The sequence below is a fragment of the Bacilliculturomica massiliensis genome, from assembly GCF_900605495.1.
In the GTDB taxonomy this organism is placed as follows: domain Bacteria; phylum Bacillota; class Clostridia; order Peptostreptococcales; family Anaerovoracaceae; genus Bacilliculturomica; species Bacilliculturomica massiliensis.
Genome location: NZ_LR027602.1, coordinates 657,926 through 679,330, shown reverse-complemented (window position 1 = coordinate 679,330; position 21,405 = coordinate 657,926). Strand labels below are relative to the sequence as shown.

At 59.0% G+C, this 21,405-nt stretch carries 7 protein-coding genes; all 7 read right to left on the bottom strand.

Going from position 1 to position 21,405, the window contains the following annotated elements; genetic code table 11:
* Window position 1: 1 nt before the first annotated feature.
* Complete coding sequence (locus E0E37_RS09170; protein WP_246019688.1) at window positions 2-5,251, bottom strand: InlB B-repeat-containing protein; 5,250 nt, start codon at window positions 5,249-5,251, stop codon at window positions 2-4.
* A gap of 148 nt (window positions 5,252-5,399) precedes the next feature.
* A complete protein-coding gene (locus E0E37_RS09165) occupies window positions 5,400-6,932 on the bottom strand; it encodes an S-layer homology domain-containing protein (RefSeq protein ID WP_130862727.1) in 1,533 nt (510 codons plus the stop codon).
* A gap of 322 nt (window positions 6,933-7,254) precedes the next feature.
* Window positions 7,255-10,959 carry a fibronectin type III domain-containing protein gene (locus tag E0E37_RS09160; protein WP_130862726.1) on the bottom strand — a complete coding sequence of 1,235 codons (3,705 nt, stop codon included), beginning with the start codon at window positions 10,957-10,959 and terminating at the stop codon, window positions 7,255-7,257.
* A gap of 67 nt (window positions 10,960-11,026) precedes the next feature.
* A complete protein-coding gene (locus tag E0E37_RS09155; RefSeq protein ID WP_130862725.1) occupies window positions 11,027-14,554 on the bottom strand; it encodes a leucine-rich repeat protein in 3,528 nt (1,175 codons plus the stop codon).
* Between the two features lie 163 nt (window positions 14,555-14,717).
* Entirely contained in the window at window positions 14,718-16,139 is a 1,422-nt protein-coding gene (locus tag E0E37_RS09150) for a metallopeptidase domain-containing protein (RefSeq protein ID WP_130862724.1), read from the bottom strand.
* A 9-nt stretch (window positions 16,140-16,148) separates the two neighbouring features.
* The gene (locus E0E37_RS09145) at window positions 16,149-18,800 is read right to left on the bottom strand and encodes a PLAT/LH2 domain-containing protein (protein ID WP_130862723.1); all 2,652 of its coding nucleotides are present in this window, start codon (window positions 18,798-18,800) and stop codon (window positions 16,149-16,151) included.
* A gap of 746 nt (window positions 18,801-19,546) precedes the next feature.
* Window positions 19,547-21,400 (bottom strand): ATP-binding protein, encoded by a 1,854-nt coding sequence (locus tag E0E37_RS09140; RefSeq protein WP_130862722.1) that lies wholly within the window; start codon window positions 21,398-21,400, stop codon window positions 19,547-19,549.
* Between the last annotated feature and the right edge of the window lie 5 nt (window positions 21,401-21,405).

Below are 21,405 nucleotides of genomic sequence, written 5' to 3'. Positions count from 1 at the left end.
TCTAGTATGTTGTCTGCAGTTCGGCCAGGGACAGGCTCGCGTCCCGCTTTCCGTAATGACCGGGACCGCTCATCAGATTCCAGTCTTTTATCCCGACGATCCCGTCTCCGTCCAGATCGTACTTCTGTTCCACTGCCTCCGCTTCCGGTCGGGTTCCGTACCAGGCCGGATTGGTCAGCAGCGCCTTATCCCGGATCCCGATGATCCCGTCTCCGTCCACGTCGCCGGGCAGCAGCCCAAGGACGCCTTCACGGATCCGGCCTCCGGCCAGCCCTGCACCGGCATCCAGCCGATCTTCCGCTTCCCGTAGGAACGCCGTCAGATCCAGACCGCCCGCCGTGGCCGTCACATCCCGCAGCGTCACCTTCAGGTGTCCGCTCTTTTCCAGCGTCATGGTATACGTGCCCGGCTCCACCCGCACAGAGAACGTCTGCGTCACAGGGCCTGCTCCCTCTGTCTGCGCTTCCACGCTTCCATCGTACACGCGGCTGAGATCCGGCTCTCCCGCGTCATTCTGCCCGGTCAGCCGGATGGCCACGCCCTTTTTGGGGTCATAGGAGCGCACGGTTCCCGTGATCTCCGCCTGCCCTTCCACCATCAGCCGCACCAGCGTGTCATAGGCCGTGTAGCGCAGGTCCGCCAGCACGTTGGCTGTGGCCCCCGCTCCGGCGGCCGGCTCCCCGCTTTCGCCTTCCATCTGCCCGGATTCCAGTTCTTCTGCGCGCAGCAAACGGATCCGGTCTGCCGGGTCTCCTTCGCAGAAAAAGTACAGTTCCGCGATCACCGTATCCTCCTGGATCTGCACCGGCGCTGCCTTCGCTACCGTTCCCGACGCTCCCGCCGTTTTTCCCGGATCAAAGCCAAACCGCAGGATCTGATCCGTACCGGACGTTTCCGCCCTCTGATGGGTGAACACCAGCCTGCTTCCCGTTCTTTGCACGAATCCCTGTCCCAGCGCTGCATCGTTCCACTCCAGCGCCGTCACCTGCTCCCATTCCTCCGGCGTGACCGCCTCCTGCTTTCCTGCCGCCAGTTTCTCTTTCAGCCCCGACACATCCGCCGGGCGAATGCCGCTTCCCGTGATCCGAAGCCCTCCGTCCACCGCGCCCAGCCACAGATTCTTCAAACGGATCTCCATGCGGTACAGGTCCGGCTTCGCTCCCACCGTTCCCACTTTCATGGTCATCTGCGGATCCTCGGCGGCTGTGTTTGCATGAATGTGGATCACATAGGTCCCCGTCTCCCCGCTCTGCGGATCTGTCACGGAAAACCGCGCCAAACTCCCGTCGGTCACTTCCGAAAGGGGCAGGGAAAAGGCGGCCGTCCGCAGCAGCCCGCTCTCTGTTTCCGGCGCCGCGTCTCCCTCTGTGTAGACCGCTTTCGCCGACCCGCAGGACGCTTCCACCGTCTGCCCCTTCTTCCAGACAAAACGGAAGGACAGGGTCTGCTGTGCCGCCTCTGCGGACAGCAGATACAGATCGTACTCCCCCACAGCGTCGGAAAACCCGGTCTCCCCATAGGCTCCTCTTTCCAGTTCTTCCACGTAACTGCCCGACACCAGCGCCCGCTGCCGCAGGATCTTGTTCTCCGGCGCGATCACCTGCAGATCCGTCAGCGACGCTTCCCGATCCGGCGCCGGTTCCAGCTCCCCGAACACGGCGGTGTAGACCGCTCCCTCCGCGTAGGTAAAGGATGCGGGGTTGGTGTAGTATTTTGTCTGCGCCGTGCGCTCGGCCGTCGCTTCGCCTTCACCGGCGGTCCCGCTGTCCAGCCCCGGTCCCGTCTCCTTTCCGGCTCCGCCGCCCGCCCCGGAAACAGCAGTCTGCATCGCCGCGCTGTTCAGTACTGTTTCCACGGACCAGCCGGCTCCGGTCCGTTCACCGGCCGTCTCTCCACCTTCCGACCCGTTTCTGACGGAGCTGTCCGCCTTATGCGCCGCGGAGTTTTCCGTCTCATATGCTGCGGGGCGTTCCCCGCGCTCCGCCTGACGTTCCGTCTCCCCGGTCTCCGGCCGTGTCTCCAGCCAGTACAGAAAGGGGAATGTCTCCTCTGCGGCTTCCGCCTTCATCCGGATCTTCGTTCCGTTTTCTATTATGGTCGCTTCCGTGAGCGGTTCCCCAGATTCCAGCGTCATGCGGATCGTTCCGCCCGGCACGCCGATCACCGCGCTTCCGTCCGCCTCATAGGTGATCGTTTCCCCCTCTCCCGGCTTCACGATCTCCCCTGTGTTGGAATGCCGTTCAAATACCGCCACCAGGTTTTTCGACCGGTCCATGATCAGCGTCAGCGGATTCTCCGTCCCTGACGCGTCCCCCTTCCAGCCCAGAAAGGTCCACCCTTCCTTCTCCGGAATGGCCGTGACCGTCGCTTTCTCGCCCGCTCCTCTGGCATAGCGGATCTTTCCCGCTTCTCCATTGGGACCTCCTTCGATCTGCACGGTACCGTTCTCGCCCGACGCCGACAGCACATAGTCGCCTTCCGTCAGGCCCCGGTACTGCAGGCCGTCGCCGGCCGGCGGATCGCAGCCGTTTTCATCCATCACAAACACCACCCCCGCTCCCGGCGCCAGTTTCGGCGACGGGGTTGTCACCGGCCTCAGATTCACCCGGTCGAAGTCTGGATCGTTTCCAAAGCCGTAGAGTCCCGACGCTTCCTTCAGTACCACCGCCGTGTAAAATTCTTCTATTACCTCGTCCAGACTTCCCGCCTGCCTCAGGCTTTCGATCCGGCCGATGGCCTTCATCAGCTCCGCTGCCTGATCGCCCTCATAAGACCGGATCAGCGATTTCGTAAATCCTTCCGTCCCGCAGGCTTCCGCCTGATGGATCAGATACTGGAAAAACAGGTAGGTCAGCGCGTAATTGTCCACTGTCCCCTGCCATCTTGTCAGCGAAACCTCGCCGTTTCGGATCGATTCAGAGCTGCTGAACCGGCTGATCCTGCTTTCCCGCGCTCCAAACAGCTCGTCCTCGATGGACAGGGACAATCCCTCCGATATCCAGGTGGGCATGGCCTTCTCCAGCTCGGCGTCGGTGATCGTCGCCCCCCTGTCCTGAAAATAGGAGGCGAACGCCATGTGCCCCGTCTCATGGGCCATGGTGGAGATCATGGGAGCAATGTCCGGCTCCGTCTGATTTCCCAGGCTGGGCCAGGTGTCCAGATGGATGAAGTTGCCGCTGTTTCCCCCGCTCCTCCCATACAGCTCGGAAAAGCTGAACAATCCCTGGTAATACGCATTGGTGGTTTCATACTTATCCTGTATGTCATACAGCAGGGCGTCCAGACGTCCGTTTCCGTCGCTGTCGTACAGGCTGTGGTAGTGTTCGGTGATGGTCTTCCAGTTTTCTTCAAAGGCTGCCGACAGCTCCTGCCGCTGCGCCTCCGTCAACCGACTGGCCACCGTATCCTCCTGATCCAGCCAGACGTTCACATGTTCCGTCTGCCCGATGAGGACGAAGGACTTCGGCTCCCAGTGAATACCAGGTTTGCTCAGGTCCCTGGTCTGAAAGCGCCGGACCTCCCCCGGCTCCGCCTGGCTCTGAAGCTCCCCAGACAGGACCGCGGCTCCGCCGTTTTTCCTGAGGGAATCCGCCTTGTCCCGCTCCATCTCCTCCAGATCTTCCTCATAGGCCAGCACCTGGGGCTCCGCCCCATTCAGGAACAGGGACCGGTCCCGTTCCCCCAGCAGACCCGTTCCCTCCGTCTGACGGTAGACGTCGGACTCTGGACCGTTTACGGCCAGCAGCAGCTGGCCGTGGTAAGGCGCGTCTTCGTCGATGACCGCTCCGGATACCAGCTCTCCCCCCGATGGCTGAAACACTGCCCGCAGAGCGGACAGGTCCAGATCGCTCCGCACGGACAACGTCAGTTCCGGGCGCCGCAGATTCTGCCCGCTCAACGCCTTCTCCAGCGCAGTCAGGGACGGATCTGGTTCCGCAGCCCCGCCCGCTTCTCCCGTTGACGTCGAGCTGTTCCCGTCTGTTTCCGCCGTCCTCTGTGATGAGCCAGCCGCTCCAGTCTCGCTGGTCTGTCCGGCCGCTCCGGTCTGTCCGGTCTCGCTGGCCGCTCCGGTCTCTCCGGCTGCTGCCGACTCTGTCACTGCCCCCTCCCAGCACACGAATTCATATCCCGTATTCGGCCGCGCCTTCAGCGCAAGCGGCTCTCCCTCGCAGAACAGCGCCTTGTCCGGTTCCATGACGATGCTTCCGTTTTCCTGCGCCGTCTGCAGACCTGTCACTTCATATTTCTGCAGACCCGCCACGCGGATCATCTCGTCCGCCGCCGCGGTAACGGGGATCCCGTTTTCCGTCTTAATTCCTATGGCCACGCCATGCAGCGGATTTTCGCTGCGGCTGTCTCCTTCTCGCAGAATGCAGATCGTCTCGTCGTCAAAGGCCGGTTCGTTCTCCATCACACGAAAATACAGCGTCAGAAGATCCAACCCCTCCGCCGGTATGGTCACGATCGGATCCGCAGCCTTGGCGTTGGGTCCCAGGTGCACGATCAGCTTTCCCGTCCCGTTGTTTGCCGTAGCTTTATCAATATCCAGCGGCGATTTCCGGTCAAGGGGACCGGATGTCAGCAGCCCGCTCATGGCCTGCGCATACTGGGAAAAGGTCTCGCTGGCTTCATTGGTGCTTTTCGACGCCAGCTTCACATCCGCAGGATCGAATCCCAGGGCCAGATTAAAAGTCCGCATGGATACCGGCCGCCCGTCTATGGGCTCCAGATGGATCGTTGCCGTCAGAAAATCTCCGCCCGCTCCGGTCTGGATCTCCGAGATCCGGCATTCCGCCAGCAAAGAGGTACGGCATACTTCCACCGTATACGGCTTGACCGTCGCGCCGCCCGTGTTCTCTTGGGGCGTTGGCGTCACCGTCACCTTCCGGTACTCTCCGGGCTCCATGGGGATCTGCCCCGTCGTCCCTCTCTGACCCAGTTCTTCCCGTATGGCCGGACTTCCCAGAGAACCTTCCTCCGCCTCCACCGTAATGTCCGGTCCTACCTCCGACGAGGGCAGGGCAAAGCGCAGGGCAAAGCTTTCCTGTTCCCCCGTCAGTGTCAGCCCGTAAAGGTAGTCGCCGGGGGAAAAGGCCTTGCTCAGCGTCCCTCCCACCGGTTCCATGGACGCGATGGTGGACGTGTAGATACTATAGTAGTCGATTTCATCCGCAAAGCCGCAGATCCCGGTCTGCAGCAGCATCAGCAGGACGAGCAGCAGCGCCGCTCCTCTTCCTCTCCATTTCCTCATTGTCTTCAAAGGGCTCTCCTCTGTTTGCTCTCGAATGGTTTCTCCCTCTCTCTGTCACGGATTCAGCCGTCCCGTCCAGCGGTTCAGTTCATCGCTTCGATCCAGCCGTGCCGTCCAGCGCTTTGGTCCGATGGTTCGGCCCGGCGGTTCAGTTCATCGCCTGGGCCATGAGCCAGGCCATCTCCCCCCGGGTCATGCCTCGTCCCGGCCCGAACCTTCCGTCCTCGTAGCCGCTCAGAAGCCCTTCTTTCCGCGCCGCGTACACATAGCCTTTCGCCCACTCTGCAATCAGCCCGTCATCCACGAAGGGGTCCTCTGCCGCCAGCGCTGCTCCGCTCAGCGGTTCCAGACCTTTCGCTCTGCAGAGAATCGTCACCAGCTGTTCCCTCGTGATGGGATCCTCCACCCCAAACTGATTCTTCTCCGTTCCCGCCGCGTAGCCGCCGTAATACACCGCCGCCACCGCGGTCTTTGACCAGTGGCCTTCCGTATCTGCAAAGGGCAGGGACAGGTGTTCCGGAAGCGGCAGCGACAGTCCCTTGTACAGGATCTGCGCGAATTCGCCCCGGGTCAGTCCCGCCTCCGGCCGGAAGGTCCCGTCCGGATAGCCTGCGGCTACTCCCTTCTCCACCAGCTTTTCTATGGCGCTCCGGGCCCAGTGGCCGGACACATCGGTCAGTGTTCTGCTTTGCCCCTGGCCGCCCGGCGTTCCCGTCTGCGTTCCGGTTCCCGTGGTCTCCCCTGATGGGCCGAAGCCGCCGGTACCCGGCGCGCTCCCTGTCCCCGTGCCCCCGGTGGTTCCTCCGGTTCCGCCTGTCCCCGTTCCGCCTCCCGGCACGACCACGCCTCCTGGACTCCCGCCGCCCTCGTTTCCATCCGTCTCATCCTTGGGTACGCCCGAATTGTGTTCATCTCCCGTGTCAGGCTGCTGCGTCCCGTTGATCGTCACCATGCTCCCGTTGGTCAGTCCCTCGATATCGTTGACCATGGTCTCGTTTTTGCTCACCAGCAGGATCCCTGTGGGCAGGCCCCTGCCTTCCTGCAGGCTCAGACTGTCTCCCGTGAGTTCTCCCGTCACCCGAAAGGAAAAGCTCATGATCGCCACTCCCGTCTCATCTGCCGTGATAAACCCGTCCTCGTCTGATCCGTCCGGCGCGCCCTTGGATTCCCCGTCCGCGTAGATAGTCAGCGCCATGCTTCCTTCCGATGGGTCCACGCTGTCTCCCACCACGTTCACCCAGCCCGTTCCCTCCCTGCTGTTGTACAGCGGAGCGATGGGAGTGATCGTTGCCAGCAGGTCGTCGGTAGCCTCGTTGCTTCCCACATCCGACGGTCTCAGCTTCGCCGGATCGTACTGAATCTGAAACTGCAGTGTGCTGAATACAGCATTCTTTACGGTCAGCGTCAGATTCCGCTGCTGCGCTCCGCCCACGACCGCTCCTTCGTCAAAGGTCATCTCGATGGAAGGACGATCCCCGGCCGCCCAGACAGGTTCCGCCGTCATTCCCGCTCCCAGCCCGGTCAGGACCAGCAGCAGCGCCACGCACAGGGCCGCCGTCCGCGGTCCCAGTCGCCTGCTCCGCCGACTGCTCCTTGTTATGGGCCGCGGCCTTTGCCCTCCGATCCTTTTCTTCCCTATATTCCAGTCTGCTTCCGTCCCGTTCGTACCTCTTTTTTTCATGGAATTTCCTCTCCGTTTCGTCTGTCCTGGTTTCTTTCTCTATCTTAACCAGCGCTGTCTCTGCGCCGCGTTGCTTTCCACTTCATCGAACGGATTCGGAAACAGCCGGGGTGCGCCCCGGCCTGTTTCCGTCTCTTTCCTGGTCTTCGGTCTCCTGCAGAATCCGTTCTTTGGTCTGTTCCTCAGGCCCTTCTTTTGTCCGTTTTCCGGCCTGTTTCTCGATTCATTTTCAGGCTTTGCTTCCTGATCTGGCAGGCGGTCCTGCAAGGTCCGCCCGTCTCCTGTCGTTCTTTTATTCCATCTCTTTTCCCGCTCTGCGTCCTTACAGCAGACGCTCCACCGGGGTCTTTCCGTAATTTCTCAAGAGCACGCCCAGGTCATAGGCGTTGATGAAGCCGCTTCCGTCGAAGTCCGCATAGACGATCGTTCCTGTTCCGTCGTCCGCTCCTCCGTTTTCCGCATCCTTCAGATACACGTCCAGCAGCCTCGCGCGGTCCGCCGAATCGATCTGATTGTCCGTCGTCAATTCTCCCGCGTACAGCGGCAGCGTGGACAGCACCAGATCCTTCTCCACCTTCACCTGCTTCGTCGTCGGCAGGTAACCGTTGGCGCGGATCACCAGCTTGTACGTATTGTTGGGCATTCTGTACTCCAGGATCCCATCCGGTTTGACGCTCACCGAACCCAGATCGTTTACGATCGTGTTGGCATTATCCAGTACGTCGAAGGTGATCCACTTGGTGTTCTCTCCCGTCAGCTCCGAGTTGATCTTCGTCGTGATGTAGAAGAACTCCGCTTCCTTCAGGTACACCAGATCCAGCGCCTCACTTCCCGCTTCCGTTCCGGACAGCTTTCCGTACCGGAAGTCGTCCATGATGTTGCTGGCTTTGGTCTCTCCGACGTTATAGATCTCCAGCGCATTCACGATGCTGGTCATATCCTGATCCGCCGTCACCTTCAGGTAGAATTCCATCACGTTCTCATAGCTGTCGGAGAGGTCCGCCGCCCCGCCTTTGGGCGTCTCCAGCGTCACCGCAAGCTCTGTTCCGTCGCTCTTCAGCGAGGTAACGTCCACAAACTTCAGGAAGGAGCTCTGCAGGTCTTTATATGCGCCCGCCGTTCCTGCCTTCTCCTCGTCCATGGTTCCCGTAAAGACGTTGTAGTTCTTGTCCGCAAATCCTTCGATCACGGTGCTGTCTTTGATCTTTACCCGGAAGGACGCGGTGTCGAAATACCCCTCGGCCAGTCTCACCTTCAACGTCGCCTTCTGGCTTCCCTCAAACTGCACGACCTCCAGTCCGATCTTCGGATCTGCTGTGGAAATATGTACATTCACATGGTACGTGACGGTCTCGGTTCCATCCGGGCTGGCCGCCTCTATGACCAGTTTCTGTCCGTCGCTGACGGTCACGCCCACCGTTCCGCTGCGCAGCAGCTTCCCCTGCGTCTCCGCCGGCTCCTCTGTCAGATCCACCGCCACGGCTCCCACGGTCACCGCGCTTCCTGACAGCGCCGTTACCTTGAAGTCGATATTCGTTCCATCGGTCTTTAACAGGTACAGGTCGTAGTCCTTTACCGTGGAATCGAAGCCGAACTGACCCCACTTTCCGGTTTTCAGCAAATACAGATCTCTGGCCCGATCAAAGGCTGCTCCACTGGTCTGCGCCGCTGTCAGATCGGTGATCTGGAAACCGTCCTCCACATAGGCGTCGTCCACTGCAAACACGGCGGTGTAGGCGGAGCTGTCCGCCGCCTTCACGGTCAGCGGGTTGATGGCGCTCTCCGTCGCCGGCTGCTCCAGGGAGTAGCTTTCGCCCACTTCCATGGAACCGGCTGCGCCGCCGCCCAGATCGGTCCTCGTCCACTTCACAAACTTATATCCTTCCGCCGGCTTCGCCCTCAGCACGATCAGCTGATTCTGCGGGATCCGGGTGGGATCCGTCACTTCTTTTCCGTTGGCGAAACGCAGGGCGATGGTTCCGATCACGGCAGAACCGCTGGTCACTTCGCCGCCGCTGGGGATCCGGATCTCCACGTACGCGCCGTTGTAGGGCTGGGCGCTGACCTCGCCGGGCCGGCTGTCTCCCACTCCGTTGGTGGCGGTCAGCTTGGCGTAATACGTCTTGGTGTTGTCCAGTCCTTCCACCAGCTCGCTGGCTGCATCCGCACCCAGCGCTTTTCCGTCATAGCCCGTCAGGATGGTACTGTAAGCGGCGTCCTCCGCCACCGTCAGCGTATAGCCCGTGATGGGGCTTCCGTTGCTCTCCGGCGCGCTCCAGGTGAATTCCAGAGACCCGTCTCCCCCGTTTGTGAGGAGCACCGGCGCATCCGGCACTTTCGCTGCCGTGACGACCGTGGCCGTCGCCGACTTCGTCGTGGCTGTCCGTTCGCCCTTCAGGTTTTCTGGTATATTGCTCAGGTCGTTGGTATTGGTCACCACGCAGTAGAAGTATCTGGTTCCCACCGTCTTTAAGGTCGGGGTGTAGGCGGTCGTGGTGGCGCCGCTGATGGCCGTGCCGGCCGCGTCCGCTCCCTCCGCCTCGTACCACTGATAGCTCAGGGTAGCGGTTCCGCTGGCCTGATCCGTGGCGCGGGCCGCCACGGTCAGGGTCAGGGCGTCTCCGTATTCCTTGTTCACCGGTTCGGCGCTCAGATCCGTGTCAAGGACCGCAGGCTGCGCGCTGATCAGGTTCACTGCTTCTTTGTCTTCAAAATTGCCCGCTGTTCCCGTTCCCACGCTGTTGGCCGCTGTGATGCTGGCCTTGTAGGTGGTCCCGATGGTCAGGCCGGTGATCTCCTTGGTGGTCTCCGATGCGCCCAGGGCAAAGGGACTGCCGCTGACGGCTGTGCCGGTCGCATCGGTGACGGTCAGCGTGTAACCGGTGAGGGCGGTTCCTCCATTGCTTGCGGGAGCGCCCCAGGTGTAGCGCAGGGAAGCGCTGCCGCTCTGGATCACGGTCAGGCTGGTGGGCACGCCCGGCTCGGTCCATGTGGTGACAGCCGCCGCTGCAGCTGCAGCGCTGCTGTAGCCGTTCACGTTATGTGCTTTTACTTCAAAGTTGTAGGTTTCGCCCTTGGTCAGACCGGTCAGGTCCGCCGTAACCGCCGCGGTGGTCACTGGGGCGAAGCTGTTGTCGCCGGTGATCTCGTAGTAGTCTACGGCCGGGATGCCCGCTGCCAGAACCGGCTCGGTCCAGCTGACGGTGGCCGTAGTGGCTCCCGTGGCCACAGCCGTTACGGCTGTGGGGGCCGTGGGCTCCATCTCGGAGAGCGGCTTCTTCTCAATGCCGGGAAAGGTGATTTCCGGAGGCAACATGGTGTCCTGGCTTGCATCAGCCCGTCCCCAGTTGATCGAGATATCGTCGCCATTTGTCGCCGATGTTACATAAGCCTGCGTTACGAGGGGCAGATCGGTCCGATCCAGAATCTGCAGAGATTTGCTGTTTACCTCATCCCACGTTTTCCCTTCTCTCAACGCCAGACGCATATATAACATTGTCGTATACTCCGGCACTTCCCATCCCTGGCCATTCGCCTGCAGATTCACATATCCAATGGTGCTGTCTGCACTAATGATATAACCTTCCGAGCAGGAGTCCTTGGTGAATTTCTCCGTATCCGGAATCGTATAAATATGTATGGGCAGAGCCATCGGTATATATTTATAGTATTTGCTTCCTGGCTCCGCTTCCGTAAACCTCTGTGCTGTAGGTCTGGTTGATGCATACTCGACCAGTTCTGCCATATTCTTCGTAGCATCCGATGTGACCAGTTCAAACAAAGTATTGTCATACTTAATATTGATCTGTTGTATCGTGGCCGGCCCCACGCCAGCCGCGGCCTTTACCTGAAATTCGATCTTCATGGTATCTCTGCCGTTGTACTGTGTCTCCGTGTCCCTTGTCCCCAGTATCTTAAACTGGATCCTGTCATCAACTGTCGCCGCATATGCTGATAATGTAGGGCACATCGTAAACACCATCAGCAATGCCAGCAAAAGCGCTGTCCATCGTTTCTGTCCTTTCATCTTTGCTCCTTTCCATTCATTCTGAGCCGGCAGTTTCAACCTCTTACCGGCTCAGATATCTCACCGTTTACTCGATCACAATATCTCCTTTTCCGTTGTTGGCGGTATTGAGAATAATGTTGATATCGTCGGCGCCGATGGTCAGATCTCCATTGAGATCTGTCAGGCTGTTCACGCCCAAAGCCCCCGGCTCTTTCCCGTTGTTTGCCACATTCAAGATTAAATTGATATCGTCGGCTCCAATCGTTCCGTCGCCGTTGATATCTCCCGGCAGCAGGCTGATCAGCGCCGCTCCCGGCCTGGAATCCAGCTTCAGATCCACCGGGTCAGAACCGATCACCACGTTGTGAACTGTGTAGGTCGTATGCGCCGGTTTTTTCACAAACAGCGTGTAGGTACCTGCCTCTACCGTATCAAAGGCAAAGTCCTGCGTTACCTTTCCATTCCCGCTGTCGGCGGCTTCGATCACCGTCGTATACTTGACCTCGTCACCCTGCATCAACTGCACAGTCACGGCATTGCGCGGATTGTATGACTCCACGCTTCCGCTCACCGCCACACCCAGCGGCGTGTCGCTGACCTGGAATATCACCGGGAAGCTCAGGGCCTCTCCCCGCTCCGCCGTCACCGTCACGATGGCGGAATAGGTGGCCTGCGGCAGCTGCGTCACCGGCGCTACGGTAAAGGTCACCGTCTCTCCCACCGCAGCCTCCGTCCCGCTGAGGGCTCCCAGCTCAAAGCTGCCGGCGTTTTCGCCGCTCAGCGCGGCGCTCAGGCCCGTCAGCGTCCCGGTTCCCGTGTTGGAAATGGTCACTGTGGCCGCCGGCGGCGTGGTGTAGCCGGTCAGCTGCCATTTCAGCTTCAGACCCTTTTCCGGGTTCAGCTCCGTTCTGCCGCTTTCCGCCGCGATACCATAGGTATGGGTGGTCACGGTGAGGGCTTCGCTGACTGCTCCAGCCAGATGGGTGTCTGTCTCCGCCATGCGGGCGTAGAAGGTGTATTCCGTTCCCGCTGTCAGTCCCTCAAACACGCCGCTGGACTGCCACGCTCCCTCCGTACCGAGGCGGTACTCCAGACCGGCTTCCGTGGTCAGGGTAACGGTGGTATCCGTCAGACCGTCTGCCGCCAGCGCGGGCGCTGCCGGCGCCGCGGGAGCATCGGCTTTCTCCACAGCCGCCGTGGCTTCAGCCGGCACTTCTCCGAAGTATTCGCCGATTCCGACTGCCTTTGCAGTCATCGTCCTGCCCACGTCCGCCGCGGTCAGCGTATAAGCCGCTCCTGTGGCCACCGGCTCCGCCGTATCCTGACGATACCACCGAACCTCACAGGTGGCAGCCGCCGGCGACACGTTGGTCACGTCCGCGGTCAGCGTCTCGCCGAACTTCGCCGTGCCGCTGACGGTTACCACCGCTTCAAACGGGAAGCCGGGCGTAACGGAAACGATCTCCGACCAGATCTCTCCGTTGGCGTTGCTTGCCTTCAGCTTATAGTAGTAGGTGGTTCCGTTTGTCAGACCCGTATGGACATAGCTGCCGCCCTGTATGGGCGCGGCCGATACCGCCGTCCACTCCGCCTCCGGCGCGTTTTCCAACATGGCGTAGTACAAATGGTAATCGACCCCGTTTGCTTCCTGCCATGTGATCGTGCTCTGTTGGCCTCCGCCTACCCCGGTGATGGTGGGGTCCGCTCCTGTCAGCAGACCAGTCGAACGCACATTGGTCAAATACAAATGATCCTTTGTCGGTTCTGCGATGGCCATCACGGAAATGCCCGTGCCATCCGCCACATCCGCATCGGTGAGCGTATAGGTACTTCCTGTATCGATGAAACTCCCGTTCCGGTACCACTCATAGCGCAGTGGATTTACGGGCGCGGGCGTCACTCCGGTGAGTTCGCCGACTGACAGCACCGTCCCCACCGCGGGAACAGGGGTGCTTGCCTGAATCGGCAGCGTGCCGTCCTCTAGGAGGGTATACCGGTAAACCGTCGCTGAAGATCCGCTCTTTATGACATCATCCGTCAAGCCGTTGTCCTTCCGCGCAAATAGTTCTGTAAGGCCGGAATCTCTAAATGCATTTGGTGCAATAGCCGTCAAGCCACTGGGCAGCGTCAGATTTCCCGTCAAACCACTGCAGCCAGAAAATGCAGATCCCCCAATCGTTGTCAATCCGCTGGGCAGTGTCACACTTGTCAAGCCGCTACAATACTCAAATGCAGATCCCCCAATCGTTGTCAATCCGCTGGGCAACTCCAGTTTTCCCGTCAAGCCGCTGCATCTATAAAATGGACCCGACCTCAGCTCTGTCACTCCGCCGGGCAGCTTCAGGCTTCCCGTCAAACCACTGCACTCTTTAAACGCATACGCCCCAATCACTGTCAATCCGCTGGGCAACTCCAGGTTTCCCGTCAAACCGCTGCAGCCAGAAAATGCATACTGCTCAATCGCTGTCAATCCGCTGGGCAACTCCAGGTTTCCCGTCAAGCCACTGCAGCCAGAAAATGCATTATTCCCGATGCTCGTCAGACCGGATGGTAACGTCAGACTTCCAGTGAAATCGCTACACCGGGAAACTGCATATGAGCCAATTCTGGTCACCGTATAACCGTTTACCGTATTCGGGATCACCAGTGATCCCGTGTATGCCGCGTATGCACCGAGGTACCCGTCATAGTACTCCGGCTCACTTCCGGTAGAATCCCTCACCAGCGTTACCGTCCTCGGATCCTCCCCGGTCACTTTGAAGTAAAGGGGCTTTCCCGCGTTGTCCTGACCTTCGGGGATCGTGTAGGTCAGGATATCCCCCACCGCCAGGGTCGTGGCGTCGCCGCTGACCTCCGCCGCTTCCGGCATCGCCATGGACGGCGCTTCTCCCAGTTCATCCAGCGGCGCTTCGCCCAGGATCTCCAGCGCCGGCCGGTAGCCGTAGGTACTCTGCGTGTAGTCTGTGGGGCAGTGGTTCCACCCTCTGGCCGTCAGGCCCCGCACTGCCGCGTCACCGTTTTCACAGATATCCTGGGCAAAGCTTACCTGGCCGTCCCAGTTTTTGATGTAGCACGTGTCGTTGGCCGTCCCGGCTCCCGCCGCATAGCTCTTCGACACGATGACGTCCCACTCGTTTCCGTCGGGCAGGCCCGCGTTGTTCTCCAGGGCTGATCCTACCTTCAGGCCGTCCTGGGCCCGATTGGCCTGGTATTGTCCCGCTGTCAGCGCCCGGGGTACGGCATAGTACGCTTTCCCCTCCGCCCGGATGATGGACGGCGCGTCGTAATCGCCGTAGATCAGGCCCTGTTCGTTCAGGCTGTCCCAGCTCATTCCGGGAAACACCTGATCTGAGATCAGAAGCTCCCTCGTGCCGGCGACGCCCGCGCCTGCCCGGGCCGCCGCCTGATCCGCGTAGGTGTACCCCTGAACCTCGCCCACATAGGTGTAGGTCCCCCCGTAGGCGCTGCCGGTTCCCGTGATGGTCACCCGGTAACCGCCGCCTTCCGTCAGGGCGCTCCCGCCCGGCGCCCAGCCGAAGCCGGTCGCCGCCATCAGGATGGACAGCGTCAGCGCCAGCAGGCTCCTGCCCCGGCGCTTTTCTGTCTTGCTCATTCTTATTCCTCCTCTCAGTTACTCACTTATTGTCTTGCTTCATCTGTCTGATCTATGAGAAACTCTCCACTCCCCGCAGTGCAGCGCGGGCCTGGGAGAAGATTCCCGCAATGATGTGATGGAAGATCTTTCAGTTCCGTCCGCTTCCCCGGTATACCGCTCCCTAAGGCAGGATCACGTCGAAAGTGATGGTCGTCCCGGCGCTGCCCACATTTCTGACACAGATGCCACTGTTGCTTCCATCGGTAAATTCCAGATCGTTGCGCGTGGAGAGACCGCCGTTCAGCGGATCGCCCACTCCCTGGGCGCTGTCTGCGATGCTGGCCGTGCTGTTAAATCCGGCCACCCTGCCGTACAGGTGGATCTCTTCGACTCCCTCTGTGTTTCCGTACTCGTCGCTCTTCACCCGGTAGACCAGGATCCCGTCCCCGTGCTCTGCCGCGGCTCCGTCCGTGACGCCTCTGCGGTATTCGATCACGAAGTATTCGTTGGCCCGTCTTGTGGGGATTTTGTAGCCGTTGATCCCGTTTTTCGGGTTCGGATCGTTTACATCATAGAGCGTATACGTCCCGCTCTCCGTGATCTCTCCGAAGGTCCCCGCCTTCAGATATTGGATCCGCTGGGCCAGGAAGGTGCTTCCGTATTCTCTGTGGTCCGACTGGATATCCCAGTCCCCCACCGGCAGATAAGAGGTCCCCGTGAGCCAGTTATACCACTCGTCCTCGCTGTACAGATCCGGCACGCCCAGGGTGTGCATGAATTCGTGGATCATGGCCGCCTTGGAAAACGCCTGGCCCGTGGCCCAAAAGCTGGCCTTGGAATAGATGAAGTTTCTTACATAGCAGTCGGCCTTCAGGCCCCGGATGGTGGTTCCGTTCTTTCCCAGCACCCAGTGCCAGGCCCGGGAACCGTCCCCGGAGCTCAGGTAGTATTCGATCACATTGTCCTTCGTGGGACCCCAGAGGAACATGCAGTTGTCGATCTCCCCGTCCCCGTCGTAGTCCAGCTTCGTGTCTTTGGGCAGATAGGGCTCCACCGCCTTGAGGGCCTGTACCTGCACGCCCTCAAACCAGTCCGTGTCGTCAAAGTCCGCGTCCTTCGCTTTGGTGCTGCACTCGTACGAAACCATCCGCTGGCCGTTTGCCGAGGCGTAGATGGGCTTCACCAGCGTGCCCCGATAGGTCACCTTTTGTACAAATTGATTCAGGGAGGGATCGGACCCGTAGTCCGCCGCATTCTGGGCGTTGTACCACTCGTTCAGATCGATCTGGCTTCCGTCAAGCAGCGTCACCACCGGCTTGGCCGTGGTTCCCGACACGAATTCCTTTTCTCCTTTAAATCGGATGAAGATCACCAGCTCCGCCCGCTTTTGCAGGGCGGCGCTCTCCGTGGTTCCGTAGACGGCGCTTCCGCCCGTAGGCATCATCTGCGGCGCGGCGGCAAACAGCAGCAGCACGGCCAGCAACACGGCCAGACGCCGCCTCGCTCTCGCCATCCGGCTTTCCCGTCCGGCTTCTCTCACGCTCCCGCCTTCCCGTCCAAGGCCCTTTCCTCCCTCCGCTTTCTTTTCATATCTGACTTTCATATCGTCCTCCTACCATTTCTCATAGGTGCTGGTATCGTCGATCCACTGATTGAAATAGAAGGTCTTTGCGCTTCCGTAAGGCGAGCCGTTGAGCAGGGGCTGCACCTCGATCCACTCCACATACCAGTCCGCTCCCGGCCATTTGTGGTCGGACCGCAGCTGGATGGAACGCAGATTGCCCACGGCGTTTTCAAAGGTCACATGCAGCGTGTCCGTGTTTCCCCGCTCAAAGGCGTTTCCCGACACCAGCTCGCTGATCTCCATTTCGTTGGTCGTTCCCCGATCTCCCGTCAGCTTCACGTAGATCATGGAATCCGTTCCTTCCCCCTTGGGGTACCAGGACAGTTTTCCTGTCTTCACCCGGAACCGGTACTGGGTGATGGCGTTTGCATCGGCGGAGAAAGTGTGCCAGTTTTTGTCCGTGATCCACTCCTGGATCTGGAACGTCTTTCCTCCGCTCTGTACCTGACCGTTGTAGACCGGGTCCACCTGGATGCTGCTGAGCAGCCACTGGGCGCCTGGCCAGCTCATATCGGACCGGACTTTGATCTGCTTCACCTCTCCGATGTTCTTGTCGAAGGCGGCGGTCACCGTATGGGTGGTGTTTCTCTCAAAGGCGTTTCCGTTGTACAGCTCGCTGATCTCCCGTTCCGCCGTCTCGCCCCTGCTTCCCACCAGCTTCACGTAGATCATGGAGTCGGTTCCCGCCCCCGCCGCCGTGCCCGTCTTCACGATGAAGCGGTACTGGGTGCTGTCCGCCGGGTCGTTGCTGTAGGTCCTCCAGTTCTTGTCGTTGATCCATTCATTGATGGTAAACTCTTCCCCTGGCATGACCTCGCCGTTGACGATGGGCTCCGCCTTGATGCTGGACAGCAGCCAGTCCGCCGCCGCCCATCCCATATCCGAGCGGACCATGATCTTTTTGATCGTGCCCACGTTCTTGTCGAAGTTGGCAATGACCGCATGGCTGGTATCTCTCTCAAAGGCGTTTCCGTTGTACAGCTCGCTGATCTCCCGTTCCGCCGTCTCGCCGTTTGTACCGATCAGCTTCACATACACCATGGAATCCGTCCCCGCTCCCAATTCGTCCCCCGTGTTCACCGTGAGCTTGTACTGAGTGCTCTTTTTGGGGCTGGTGGTATAGATCCGCGTGTTCTTATCCGCGATCCACTCGCCTACTGTGAAGGTGGTCTCGATCTTCGAGCCTTCCTGTCTGACCTTGATCCAGTCCACGTACCAGTCCGCCGCCAGCCATTTCATGTCGGAGCGCACCTGGATCTCATCCACCGTTCCCACATCGCAGTTAAAGGACGCGGTCACCGTGTCCGTGCGGTTCTGTTCAAAGGCGTTTCCGGAGATCAGTTTGTTCAGCCTGACCTCGTCCGTCATCTTCCCGTCCGCTCCGATGAGCCTCACGTAGATGTTGGAGTCCGTTCCCGCTCCCCGGATATTTCCTGTTTTGATACTCACCGTATAGCGGCTCCCCAGGCTGATCACTCCCTCGTAGGAGTTGAGCACCCACTGATGGACCTCGAAGGTCTCCGCGTCTCCCAAGACGCTGCCTTTTTCATCCAGACGCCACGCTGTGATCCGGCTGATATACCAGTCCGCTTCATCGGCGTTTCCCGCCGCCATGTATTTGATCTGCTCCACGCGGCCTACATTCTGCAGCGCGATCTCATAGGTTTTCTGGCTTCCCGCCCCCGGCCTGCCGTCTCCGCTTCCGAAGGGATTGATGGTGAACCACTGGCTTTCTCCCTGGGCCCCCACCAGCTTCAGCTTTAAGTCGTAGGCTTTTCTGTCGTATTCATCCGTCTCCCTGGCTCCGAACAGCTCCGCTCCCGTCTCCACAGTCAGACGATAGGTGGGCGTGCTCACTTCCGCCACATTCTCCGGCAGATACGGGTCCGCCGCCGTTCCAGATCCGCTCGCCTGGATCACGGCCCCTTTTAAGATCACCACCGGCCGCACGCCCGCGTCGGACCAGCGGGCCCCCCGGGTGTTCACCGGCAGCGTGGTGTATCCGCTGCCGTCCGCCAGAGCCAGCATTCCTCTTCCACTGTCTCCGGACACTCTGGTCCGCACCCAATAGTTCTGCGTGGTCCTTCGGATCTCCGGCCCCAGATGGGCCGCCGCGTTTTCCATCTCGCTTTTCGACGGAATGACCGCTGTGTAGGCGCCGCTCTCTGTGGCGCTGCCTCCGTCCACGCCGGTGGACCACTCTGCTGTCTGCAGCAGGGCCCGTTCCCTCTCGGTAAAACGGTTCAGAAACTCACCGTTCAGATATTCGCATACTCTGGATGTGTTCCAGAGGTTGTTCGTGTCTCCATAGGGCATGGCTGCCACGCAGTCCGCCGTCATCAGCCTGGCTGCCGTCCGGTCCGACACGTCCGTGACGATCCAGTCCATATCCCCCAGCCGCACGTACTGTCCTTCTGCGAGGGAGACCTCCTTTGCCGCCGGCTCAGCGGCGGCCGCAGCCGTCCCAATAGCAGCCGCCTGTTCCGTTTCCCCCGTATCCTGTGCGGCGGCCTGCATCTCGTTTGATCCTGCAGCGCCGGCCATATCTTCTGACAGTCCGGCTGCACTCCCCAGCGGCAGTGCACAGCTGAAGAACAGGACAAACGCCAGAAGGACCGCGCTTCTTTTCCTTACTCTCACCTCAACTCACTCCTTTTCCGAAACCAACCGGATCCTTTGCTCCTTCGATCGCTCTTCCCAAAAGAAATGGCGACGGCGGGTGTGAGGACCGCCGTCCCGTCTCTTCCCGCCGGACTGGTGTGGGGCCGTCCGGCCGAATTATCTCAATCAGCCGTGTGGGCGGCTGTTGGATAGCAGATTTTACTCCTTTATCTCACTGACTTTTTCATGAGGGAGACCTTTCCCCCTCCCCGTAGAATCGTGAAATATGTTATTTCACGATTTTGCCCATCTATACGTTGAAATTTCAACGTTTATATTTTTTTGACGGCTTATTCTGACGGCTTATAAAATGACGTGTCCAAGACAACATACAAAACGCCCCGTCCCTGCATCCCTTAAATTTCAATGGCGGCAGGCCCTCATGAAACCAGAGTTTTGACGGCGAATTTGACGGCTTATTATTTTTTTGTACAGCAGAGAAAGGAACAAATTGGGTAATTCCCTGACTCCCGATCACAACTTCGTCTAAAAAATAATCCCTTTTTATTGAGTTTGTGACCAAAATCGACAATAATCCTTTACAAAAAGATGAAATTTGTCTATACTAAGGGTGTAAAAAGAGAAAAAAACCGTTCGTGAAATAACATATTTCACGAACGGTTTTTGCAGTTTCAGGCCCAATATGACCCGCTCTGCACGCAAAAGGGCGCGGTCCCCGGTGGGGATCGCGCCCTATGTACTCCTCTTTTCTTCCTGTTCCGGCCCTATTCAATATCGGACATTTCCATCTGCAGCCGCGACTGGTGAAGTTCGTCGTCCTGCTGCTGGCTGACCAGCTTTACCTTCTTGGCCGTCACTGTCTTCTCCAGATTTTTGGACAGAGAAACAACAAATATGGTTCCTTCTCCGCGCTTGCTCCTGACCGACACGGTTCCTCCGTGGAGCTCGGCCAGACCCTTGACGATGGACAGCCCCACTCCTGTGCCGTCGCAGCTCTTGACAAAACCTTCTTCGTAGACTTTGAATTTCTCAAAAATATGCGGGAGCATTTTCGCCGGTATGCCTTCTCCGTTATCCGCCACGGACAGCTGCACGTGGGTAGGCGTTTCGGTAAGTCCCACCTGGATCGCTCCGCCCTCTTGGGTATGCTTGATACTGTTGGAGATCAGGTTCAAAATGATCCGGTCGATCTTGTCAGGATCACAGTAGAGCAGCAGCTTCTCATCCACATCCGTATCGAAATGCATATTGATCTTATGAGTGGCGGCATAGCTTTGAGTCGTCTCCACCACCTGACGGACAAAGGGCACGATAAAACAGTTTTTGGCCAGCAGCGAAAGAGAACCGCTGTCGATCTTCGTGCAGTCTAAAAGGTTGTTTATCAGGCGCAGCAGCTTAAATGAATTCTGCTGCGTATAGGTAAAGAACTTCTTATACTGCTCATTGTACAGCTTTTCGTCGTTTCGCTTCAGCTTTAGCTTCAGAAGATCCACCGAAGACAGAATAATATTGATCGGTGTTTTGAACTCGTGAGATACATTTGAAAAAAACTCGGTCTTCATGCGTTCCAGAGCAATAGACTGCTCCAGCGCCATGTTTCTGGCTTCCACTTCTCTCTGATTGGTGACGTCTCTTGCGATGAAAACGATCTCGTCGCCCTGGGTCAGATACTTCACGTTCAGTTCGAGGAAGATGATCCGCTTCTCCTTATTGAGGAAGCGATGGCAGAGACCGTGCATATTCTCTTCCCTTACGATATTGTCCAGTACGTACTGAACGTAGTCTCTGTCCTCCGGATGAGCCAGCGCAGTGATGGGCATGCTGAACAGTTCCGCCCGGGAATAGCCCAGTCTCGTCTCAAAGGCGGGATTTAAACGCTTCATGTAGCCCCGCCTGTCGAAAATGCCGATCATATCCACGCTGCCCCGAAAAATAACATCCAGATCTGCCTCCACGCGGTTTTTATCGTTCAGCTCCTTCTCCAGAGTCTGATGCAGCACGGCATTTCTCATCTGTACGGCCAGAAAGCCGCAGACAGCCGTGCAGAAATCGATGACTTCGCCCCGGGGAGGATCGTCCTCCTTCAGCACCACCGTCAAAACGCCGGTCATCGCTTCTCCATGGAAAATGGGCAGGCACAGTACCGATCTTCCGCCCATCTTTCTCAGATCGGCAGCCGTCTCCGGACTGCAGCATTGGCTCACCGGATGATGAACAGCCTGTCCCAGCTCCAGCGTCTCATAAGCGATAGCGTCAAGATCCGGCTTATAGATAAAATAGTCCGGCATGCTGCTTACCTTTGGAACGATACGATCCAGCCTGCCGTCTTCGTTCAGTGAAACTCCTACGTACACGTTGTCGGCAAAACGGCGCACGGCCCGTTCCACCTTGGCAGCTATGGACTGCAGATCTTTGCAGTCCATGCTGTCGCGCAGATAATCTGTTATAATTGCATATTGGTCTTCATCTTTACGGACCTTTTCCCCCTGATCCACTTTTTTCAGGCCCGCAGACCGGCGTGCTTTTCCCGGCTGCCCGTCCCCAGACCTGTCCTTGCTTCGGCTGTTTCCAGCCCGGCCGGACGCTGTTTTTTCTCTTGCCGCATTCCCCTGTGGCATGTTCT